The sequence below is a fragment of the Mycobacterium sp. genome, assembly GCF_035314905.1.
Classification (GTDB): domain Bacteria; phylum Actinomycetota; class Actinomycetes; order Mycobacteriales; family Mycobacteriaceae; genus Mycobacterium.
On the sequence record NZ_DATFYW010000215.1, the window covers coordinates 1 to 8,480 of the forward strand.

An 8,480-nucleotide genomic window follows, 5' to 3' on the forward strand; every position below is an offset into this window, starting at 1 on the left:
CTCCCGGAATACCCGCACGCCCCTCCGCACTCGGTGACCCGGAAACAGGAGTAGCGTGAGCGGTGTCGAGCGCCTGTTCGTTTCAGCGACGCCCTCGACAGAACAGGAAATAAATCATGGTTAGCGGAACGAAATCTCGCACGCCCTACCAAAACCGTCTGGAACTCGTCCGGGACACCGTGACGAAGTACTCCGCCCTTGACGAAGAGGCTGCGGGAGTACTCGCGGTACACGTACTGCATGCGCTTGACTCCATCCCCGAGACGGTGCGCTGAGCAGCGCCTACGTTGGTTTAACAGCTGAGCGGCGACATCCCTGAGCGGCGACACCGGGTGCCGTTACGCGAATTTGCCGCACCCCCGGCCCTTCCCGGGTCGTGCCGCCCCGTCTGGCCCGTTCGTTTGCGCGAAATCACTTACACGGCTTCGCCGGTCGGCCTCGCTGCGAGGTTCACGCACCGTCTTCGCTGCGTTCGGCCGACGCATCGAGCGACGCAGCCGGCGCGGGCCACGGAGTCAGAACGATCTTGCCGCCGAGTCCGCCTGCCTCGATGCGGGTATGGACGTCGCGCGCGGCCGCCAGGGGTAGGCGGTCGATGACGGCGGGATGGATGGCGCCGTCGCGCAGTAGGCCAAACAGTGTGGCCATGTCGTCCTTGAATTGTTCCGGTTGCTTCGATCGGCGGGCTGTGATGCTGTACCACACCGCGCGGCGGCCGCTGAACAGGAAGCGGAACGCGCCCCAGAGTTGGAGCCGGACCAAGCCCAGTCCCGCCGCAAGCAGGCCTTCGCGCCCCTCGGCCATGGTCTGCGACCCGTAGCCGACGAGCAGCCCACCGGATCCCAGGCACGCGAACGAGCGAGCGAAATGCGCTCCGCCGATCGCGTCGAAGGCGGCGTCCACGCCGGCGCGGCCCTTGTGTGCGTTGGGCTGTCCGGTAGTGAGCGTGCGCACTGTTTCGACGAAATCGCCGTCGCGATAGTCGATTGCCTTCGCGCCGAAGCTCTCGACCACGCCCATGTTGGCGGCCGAGCAGGTGCCGATGGCGTTCAGTCCAAAATGCCGCGCCAGATCGAGCAGCGCCGTGCCGACCGTGCCCGAGGCGCCGATCGCGAGGATCGTTGCACCCGGCGGTAGCTTGCGGTACCGGGTGAGCATCTGGAAAGCGGTCAGGTAGGCCAGCGGGATACACACCGCCTCGGCCGGATCGACGCCATCGGGGACGGGCACCAGGAACCGCGCCGGCCGGATCGCGTATTGGGTGTAGCCGCCGACGACGCACAGATCGGCCACCATCTGGCCCTCGTGCGGGCTGGCCACGCCGGGACCGACGCTGTCGACGATGCCCACGATGTCGTAGCCCGGGGTGAACGGCACCGGCCCCTTGTAGTCCGGGTAGCGGCCGCGCCGGATGAAGATGTCGGTATAGCCGGTGCCGGCGGCCAGGACCTTGACGCGGACCTCGCCGGGGCCAGGTTCGGGGACGGTCGCCTGGTCCGTTAGTTCCATGACCTCGGGGCCGCCGAACCGCGAGATGCGAATGTTTTGCCACGACATATCCACACCGTAGAACAAATTCAGGCGGACGGGGATTTTTGCGAATGCTGCTCGGACCGATAAGTTTGCTGGCATCAAAACGGTCAGCGCTGACACGGCGTTCGGATGGCGGCCTTCGGGTGAATACGTTCATTCCGCTGCGGCGGATCAAGGGCTGCTTCCAACCCTAGGCGTCGACCGCCTTCCAGGTCACCCGGCCGAACACCGCGATGTCTCTTGGCAGTGCACGCCATGAGGTCTCGCGACCCCGCCACGGCGCAGGGCCGGTTACCCGCCGCACTCCGCGCGCTGATCGCGTCCCGTTAGCTCAGTGGGTTGAGGTTGAGGTTGAACGGGTCCGGATCCTGCGTATCGATCGCGAATTGAAGCCAGTAACCCGGATTGAAGAACATCAGGCTTCCATCGATTTCGACCTTGAGCGCGGCGTCCGGCATCAGGTCATAACCGGTCGCGTCGGGGTAATGAATTACACGGCCGTCGGCCTGGTGTATCCGTATGTCCATATCCGGGAGTGTGGCATGAAGGCCGACCCGAAACGGCACAGATGCTCTGTGGCCGTGTGGCCGGCTCATCGACGGGCTACCCGCCGTGCGGACTATCGGCTGACATCGGGCGGCGACGACGGAGCATTCCGAAGGTCTTTGTGGTCGTTGCCTGCAGCGGATGACCTAACTTGGTCCCATGGTTGCGCAACTAACCCTCGCCGTCTCCACGACCCGAGATGTCTCCACGACCCCAGATAGGGCCTTACCGTGAGACGGTTACTCGCCGCCGTGCTTCTCGTCGCGTTCAGCACCAGCTGCGGCGCACCAAAGGCGGCCACAAACGCCCCCCATTCGCCCACCACCACCGCGCCTTCAATCAGCGCCGTCGCCACCACCGCCCCATTCCCCGCCGACGTGCCACCGGTCAGCGCTGCGGCGCAGGCCGCGGGATTCATAGACGTCAGGACCGTCGTCCCCGACGCGATCATCGACCTCCGCTATGCGACCCCCGACAACTTCACCCACACGCCCCTGTATCCGGCCGACGCCCGCTGCCTGGTGCACCAGTCCATGGCCCGGGGTCTCGAAACAGCCGCCGACGCCCTGCGCCCCCAGGGAGACGTCCTCGTCTTCTGGGACTGCTACCGGCCGCACGATGTCCAGGTCAAGATGTTCCAGGACGTCCCGAACCCCGATTGGGTCGCCAAGCCCGGCCCGTACGCCCGCAGCCACGAGACCGGCCGCTCCGTCGACGTGACCCTCGCCACCCGGCAAGACCAGTGCCCGCCCGAGCGCCAACTTGGCGGACTCTGCCTGCTCGACATGGGGACGGACTTGGATGACTTCTCGCCGCGCGCCCACGCGTTCACCACCGACGGTGTCAGTGCGGACGAGCAGGCGAACCGGGCCCGCCTTCGTAACGCGATGAGCGCAGGCGGGTTGACGGTGTACTCGGGTGAGTGGTGGCACTTCGACGGCCCCGGCGCCGGCGTCGAGCGCCCGGTTCTCGACGTCCCGGTCGACTGAGCCGGTCGACTGAGTGAGCCCCATGAGCGACGAATTCCACGGCGTTATAGGCCGCACCATTGCGGAGTCCACCCCGTGGTGGCCCCAGCCGAAACGCCCGCCGGCCGGCAGCCCGGACGTCGTGATCATCGTGCTGGACGACGTGGGCTTCGCCGACCTCGGCTGCTTCGGCTCACAGATCGACACACCGAACATCGACCATCTAGCCGCAAAGGGACTCCGGTACAACAACTTCCACACGACCGCGCTCTGCTCGCCGACCAGGGCCTGCCTGCTGACCGGGCGCAACCACCATTCGGTCGGGATGGGCGTGGTCTCCAACTGGGACACCGGCTTCCCGGGGTACCGGGGCCGGGTGTCGAAGCGGGCCGGCACGTTGGCCGAGATTCTCCGGCAAAGCGGCTATGCGACCTTCGCCGTCGGCAAGTGGCACCTGGCCCCGATCGAGGAAACGACCGCCGCGGGACCATACGACCAGTGGCCGCTGCAGCGCGGCTTCGACCGCTACTACGGCTTCCTCGACGGCGCCACCAACCACTGGGCGCCCGACCTCGTGTACGACAACCACCGCATCGAGCCACCGCCGCGCCACCGCGATCGCCCGACCGAGCGTGACCGCGGTCACCCGACCGAGCGCGACGGCTACCACCTGACCGAAGACCTCGTCGACCGGGCATCCGAGTTCATCAATGACCACGTCTCGGTGCTGCCCGAGAAGCCGTACTTCCTGTACCTGTGCTTCGGGACCGCGCACTCGCCGCTGCACGCGCCACGCGAGTACATCGAGAAATACCGCGGTGCCTTCGACCGCGGATGGGACCGCTGTCGCGACGAGGTCATCCAACGCCAAATCGACCTCGGAATCGTTCCCGAGGGCACCCGACTGGCGCCACGCAACACCGGAGTAAAGCCGTGGGAGGACCTCAGCCCGTCCGAGCGGGCGGTGAGCGCCCGTCTGCAGGAGGTCTACGCGGCGATGATCGACCACACCGACGCACAACTAGGCCGCCTGTTAGGCCGGCTGCGCGACAACACCCTCGTCATCTTCCTGTCCGACAACGGCGCGACCCTCGAGGGCGGGCCCACCGGGTCGGTCAACTACTTACGGTGGGTGAACGGGCTGCCGTACGACGAGATCACCGACCTCGACGCCATCGGCGGGCCGACGACGTATCCGGTGTATCCGATGGGGTGGGGCCAGGTCAGCAACACCCCGTTGAAGCGCTACAAGCAGAACACCCACTCGGGCGGGATCCGCGACCCGCTGATCGTCACCTGGCCGGGCCGAATACCGGGCACCAACACCGTCCGCACCCAATTCACACACGCAACAGACGTCTTGCCGACCGTGCTCGAGCTCCTGAGAATCGAAGCGCCCCATGAGATCTCAGGCATCGAGCAGATGCCGATCGAAGGCACGAGCTTCGCCTCCACCCTGACAGATCCGAACGCCCCGTCACCGAAAACCGTGCAGTACTTCGAGATGCTGGGCAACCGCGCCATCTGGCGCCGGGGCTGGAAGGCGGTTACCTACCACACACCGGGGACCGACTTCGACGACGACCGGTGGGAGCTCTACCACCTCGACCGCGACTTCTCCGAATGCCGCGACCTCGCCGCGACCCACCCGGAACTGCGAGACGAGCTCGTAGAGCTGTGGTGGTCGGAGGCCCGGCGCTACCACGTCCTGCCGCTCGACGACCGCATCCTGGAGCGGTTCCTGGCGTCCAGACCGCGGCCGATCACCGATCGCTCGACTTTCGTGTATTACCCGGGAAGCAGCCGGATTCCGGGCGAGGGCGCGGCGAATCTGATGGACGTGTCCTACACGATCACCGCGCACGTGTCGGACGTCGGCGACGGCGTGCTCATCTGCCACGGCGACCGGTTCTCCGGCTACAGCCTGTTCGTGCACGAGGGCCACCTGGTCCACGACTACAACTGCGCGGGCGAGCACACGACCATCCGGTCGTCGTTCCCGGTGCCCGCCGGGGCGAGCCGGCTGCGTTACCGGTTCACGAAGGCCGGGCGGCTGCGGGGCACCGGGTCCCTCGAGATCGACGGCGCCCCGGCGGGCAGCGCGGACATTCCCGTGACCCTGGGAACGCACGTCAACGCGGTCGGGGTGTCAGTCGGGCGGAACCCCCTGAGCCCGGTCAGCCCGCTCTACGAGTCGCCGTTCGCCTTCCGCGGGCAGCTGGAGAAAGTGGTCATCGAGATCGGCGCCGATCGCGGGCCGTACGAGGGAGACATCCTCGACCAAGCGCCCAACCAGCCGAGTCCCAGTGGGCCGCTATATGATCGGCGCGGGCGAGCCACCTGTTAGTGGGCCAGCCCGGCGGCGGAAATGACGGCCCACAGCACCTCCGGGTGTCGGATGTCGCTGTGCGCGCCACTGATGGGCGACAGGTCTTTGCAGATGACAGCATTGGCGTCCAGGCCGTAGAACGTGGCGGCCTGGAAGCTGTATGGCTGACCCTGGCCCGCAAGCACAACATCGGCGGGGGTGGGAATCTGCTGATATGCGTCGTGCCCCATTGCGCCCCAGCGGTAGGTCGGGTCTTCAGCGGATTCGCTGTCCTGGCCGGCCAGTAGGCTGGCCGTGGGATACCACCACCCCACCGCCCTGTCGGCGCTGCTGAAGGTCGCCAGCAGCGGTCCGTCCACCCGATTGGTGTAGCCGGCAAGACCCCCGGACCGGGACGGATCGAACATCAGCGATGACGCGAATGTGAAGTGGGAGAACGCGCCCTGGATCAGGGTCAAAGATTTGACCGGGCTGGCGGTGCCGGTCTGATCGTCGCGCAGACCGGCGAGGCTGTAAGCGACCAGCCGGGCGCCGAAACTGTGGCCCATCAGATGGATTCGGGGCGGACCACCGGGACCGGTCAGGTTGCTCAGCAGCGGGCCGAGCCCGTGCTGTCCGATAACTCCTGCGCGATTCTTCATTTCGTAGTAGCTCAGGGTGCGCAGAACTTCGCGCGCGCCGCTCCATAGCGCGGTGAAGGGATTCTCGATTCCCTGCGCATCGCCGCTTGCCGGTGGCGCCATCGTGGCCGCCTGCCCGAACGCCGTTGCGGTGTCAGCGGTGAGCAGCGCGGCTTCGCCGGTGTCTTCGATGCCTTGTGGCGGCGTGGTCACCAAACCCTTGGCCAGATCGTGAAATTCGGTTAGCTTGCTGGGGTCCTGGGGTTGCTGGTCGAGTAGTTGGCCCATGGTGGTCAGTTGTTGCTGCTGGCCGGGGAAGGCCGGGGCGAGCGCGGCTGCCAGTTGCGCCCCGGTTGAGGGCACCGGGGGTGCTGTGGCCGGATCGTCGTCGGGGAAAAGCAGAGAGGGCCAGATGACCCCGACCGCTGCGCTGGTGGGCAGGTGCTTGCCGAGCTGGTCGGCCAGCAGCCCGAACATGGCCTGGTAGAGGTCGCGGGCCGAATCGACGCCGTTGTTCCAGCCGTGGGACAGGACGAACAGATCGGTGACACCTCCCGCGGCGATGGCCGTCGGCAGCCCCCCGTCGCCGCTGCCGGTTGTGGTATCGAATGTGCCGTCGGCGTTGAAGTCGACTTCGTAATACGCCAGGCCGTTGATATCGGTCATGTTGCCGTCTCCCCTCGGGGCTAGGTGGCGGACAGGGCTCGCATGAGGTCGATCAGGCCCGCGCCTTGGTAGAACTCGTGGCGGCCGAGGTCTGATGCGGTGTCGAGGAATAGCTGTTTTACCAGTTGTGGTTGGCCGACGTATTCGCTGCGGACGGACAGGAAGGCCGCGATCGCCCCGGAGACGTGGGCCGCCGACATTGAGGTGCCGCTGTCTTCGCGATAACGGGCGACGTGTGCAGGATCTTCCGCCGCGGGCTGCAGTGGTGGCACGCCCTCGATCAGTTGCCCCGTGGCGGCGGAGGTGATCCGCTCGCCCGGGGCGACCAGATCTGGTTTGCGGCGCCCATCGAGCGTGGGGCCCTTCGATGAGCTGAAGGTGACGCCGTAGGTGTGGGGTCGGTAGCGGTGCACAGATCCGACGGTGATGGCGGTTGCGGCGTTTCCGGGATCTGTAATCGTGGATAGCTGCCCGTACACGTCGTTGCCCACGCCCTCGATAGTTCCGCCCGCACCCGCGTTCCCGGCGCTGACGACCGCGATCACACCGCTACCCACCAAGAGGTCCAATTCCCTGCACAGCGGGCTTTGTCCAGCCGCATACTCGGTGGCCGGCCACGGACAGCCGAAGGACAGGTTCACGCCGTGGATCCGCAGGTCGCGACCGTCGCTGTTGACGGTGCGCACGTAGTCGATCGCCTCGAGCACCACGCTTGACAGGGTGTTTCCGTTGCCGTCGAGAACCTTGAGGCTCACCAGGTTGGCTTTGGGCGCGACGCCGGAGAGCGTGGCGCCCGCCGGGAGGGTGCGTAAGGCCCACTGCGGCAGGTCTTGTGCGGTCGGTTCGTTATAGGCGATCCGCATTGCCTTCTCGTCGTGCGGTGCTTCGCCGGCGATGATTCCGGCGACATGGGTACCGTGCCCGTAGCCGTCGGTCAACGGCGAGCGTGCGGCGCCTGCCGACGACGGGATCGTGAAGTCGCGGTGCAATTTCTTGACCGCGTCCGCCCTCAACGTGTTGTGGGCGGCGAAGTGCGGGTGGTTTTCGTCGATGCCCGAGTCGAGGATCGCCCAGACGACGCCCGAACCACCGCAGCGGAATGCGTGTGCGGCCGCGTCCGCCTTGATGGTCGACAGTGACCGGTCCAGGTGGGCGTGGATGACCATGTCGGGCCACACGTGGTAGATGAGCTCGAGGCCGCGCCGGGTCGATGCGTCCGTTGGAGATTGGCCACCACGCACTAGCTGGGTGATCTCGTCGGGGGTCAGCACACAGCGCATGTAATGTCGCGCGACTGTAACCGGCGGCGGCGGCGCGTCGGCACCGCGGAACACCTCCTCGAAGAAGGCGAGGAAGTCTCGCCGGACGGCGGCGGGATCGGCACCGGGACCTAAGCGCAGTTCGACCAGCACCACCCGGCGGTTCTGTTCGTCGGTGAGTACCATCTGAGCTGCGCCCGGAGGAGCGTTGTCGCTGTCCCCCAGCACAAGTGGGCTGACGATCGATGTGCGGCGAGGTCCGCGCGCCGGCGGGCTGGTCACGGCCACCCGCCCCGATCAGCTGCTATAACGTTGCACGATCGCCCGCCGGGACTCCACCGGACATGGGCACGGTTCGAAACCGTTGAAAGGGCAGCGGATGCGTGCATGACCGCAATCAGCCTGACGCTCGTGGTGTGAACGCCTTGCGTTGGCCGGCCCGGTGTTTGGGGGCCGTGATGGGTTGGTCGTTGGGCGGCGGGAGAGTGGTGCCGTCGCGCAACACGATCGGGCCGACGGGCTGGGAGTGCGCGGTCGGCGGCGGCGGCAGCGGTGCCGG

Annotated in this window: 7 protein-coding genes; 3 read left to right on the top strand and 4 right to left on the bottom strand. The window is 66.8% G+C overall.

Translation table 11 applies throughout. From position 1 onward, the window contains the following. The first annotated feature begins 116 nt into the window (after window positions 1-116). Window positions 117-275 (top strand): DUF6307 family protein, encoded by a 159-nt coding sequence (locus VKG81_RS18995; RefSeq protein ID WP_324398202.1) that lies wholly within the window; start codon window positions 117-119, stop codon window positions 273-275. 175 nt (window positions 276-450) lie between these two features. On the opposite strand, the gene VKG81_RS19000 is transcribed toward VKG81_RS18995, so the two are convergent. Together VKG81_RS19000 and VKG81_RS19005 are read right to left on the bottom strand one after the other, a co-directional pair. After that, window positions 451-1,653 (bottom strand): medium chain dehydrogenase/reductase family protein, encoded by a 1,203-nt coding sequence (locus VKG81_RS19000; RefSeq protein ID WP_324398204.1) that lies wholly within the window; start codon window positions 1,651-1,653, stop codon window positions 451-453. Between the two features lie 206 nt (window positions 1,654-1,859). Further along, window positions 1,860-2,060, bottom strand: a complete 201-nt coding sequence (locus tag VKG81_RS19005) for a hypothetical protein (protein WP_324398206.1) — start codon at window positions 2,058-2,060, stop codon at window positions 1,860-1,862. Between the two features lie 357 nt (window positions 2,061-2,417). Here VKG81_RS19005 and VKG81_RS19010 point away from each other — a divergent pair, with 357 nt between their 5' ends. Both VKG81_RS19010 and VKG81_RS19015 read left to right on the top strand, forming a co-directional pair. Next, entirely contained in the window at window positions 2,418-3,068 is a 651-nt protein-coding gene (locus VKG81_RS19010) for a M15 family metallopeptidase (RefSeq protein WP_324398215.1), read from the top strand. 22 nt (window positions 3,069-3,090) lie between these two features. After that, window positions 3,091-5,394, top strand: a complete 2,304-nt coding sequence (locus tag VKG81_RS19015) for an arylsulfatase (protein ID WP_324398208.1) — start codon at window positions 3,091-3,093, stop codon at window positions 5,392-5,394. On the opposite strand, the gene VKG81_RS19020 is transcribed toward VKG81_RS19015, so the two are convergent. Both VKG81_RS19020 and VKG81_RS19025 read right to left on the bottom strand, forming a co-directional pair. Further along, a complete protein-coding gene (locus VKG81_RS19020) occupies window positions 5,391-6,662 on the bottom strand; it encodes a serine/threonine protein kinase (protein WP_324398211.1) in 1,272 nt (423 codons plus the stop codon). The two genes, VKG81_RS19015 and VKG81_RS19020, sit on opposite strands and share 4 nt — an antisense overlap. Window positions 6,663-6,682: 20 nt before the next feature. Beyond that, window positions 6,683-8,203, bottom strand: a complete 1,521-nt coding sequence (locus VKG81_RS19025) for a S8 family peptidase (protein ID WP_324398213.1) — start codon at window positions 8,201-8,203, stop codon at window positions 6,683-6,685. Window positions 8,204-8,480: the final 277 nt, after the last annotated feature.

What these genes read in the sequence shown, in the direction of transcription:
- VKG81_RS18995 (WP_324398202.1), top strand. Translation starts at nt 117, where the DNA reads ATGGTTAGCGGAACGAAATCTCGCACGCCCTACCAAAACCGTCTGGAA.
- VKG81_RS19020 (WP_324398211.1), bottom strand. Translation starts at nt 6,662, where the DNA reads ATGACCGATATCAACGGCCTGGCGTATTACGAAGTCGACTTCAACGCC.
- VKG81_RS19005 (WP_324398206.1), bottom strand. Translation starts at nt 2,060, where the DNA reads ATGGACATACGGATACACCAGGCCGACGGCCGTGTAATTCATTACCCC.
- VKG81_RS19015 (WP_324398208.1), top strand. Translation starts at nt 3,091, where the DNA reads ATGAGCGACGAATTCCACGGCGTTATAGGCCGCACCATTGCGGAGTCC.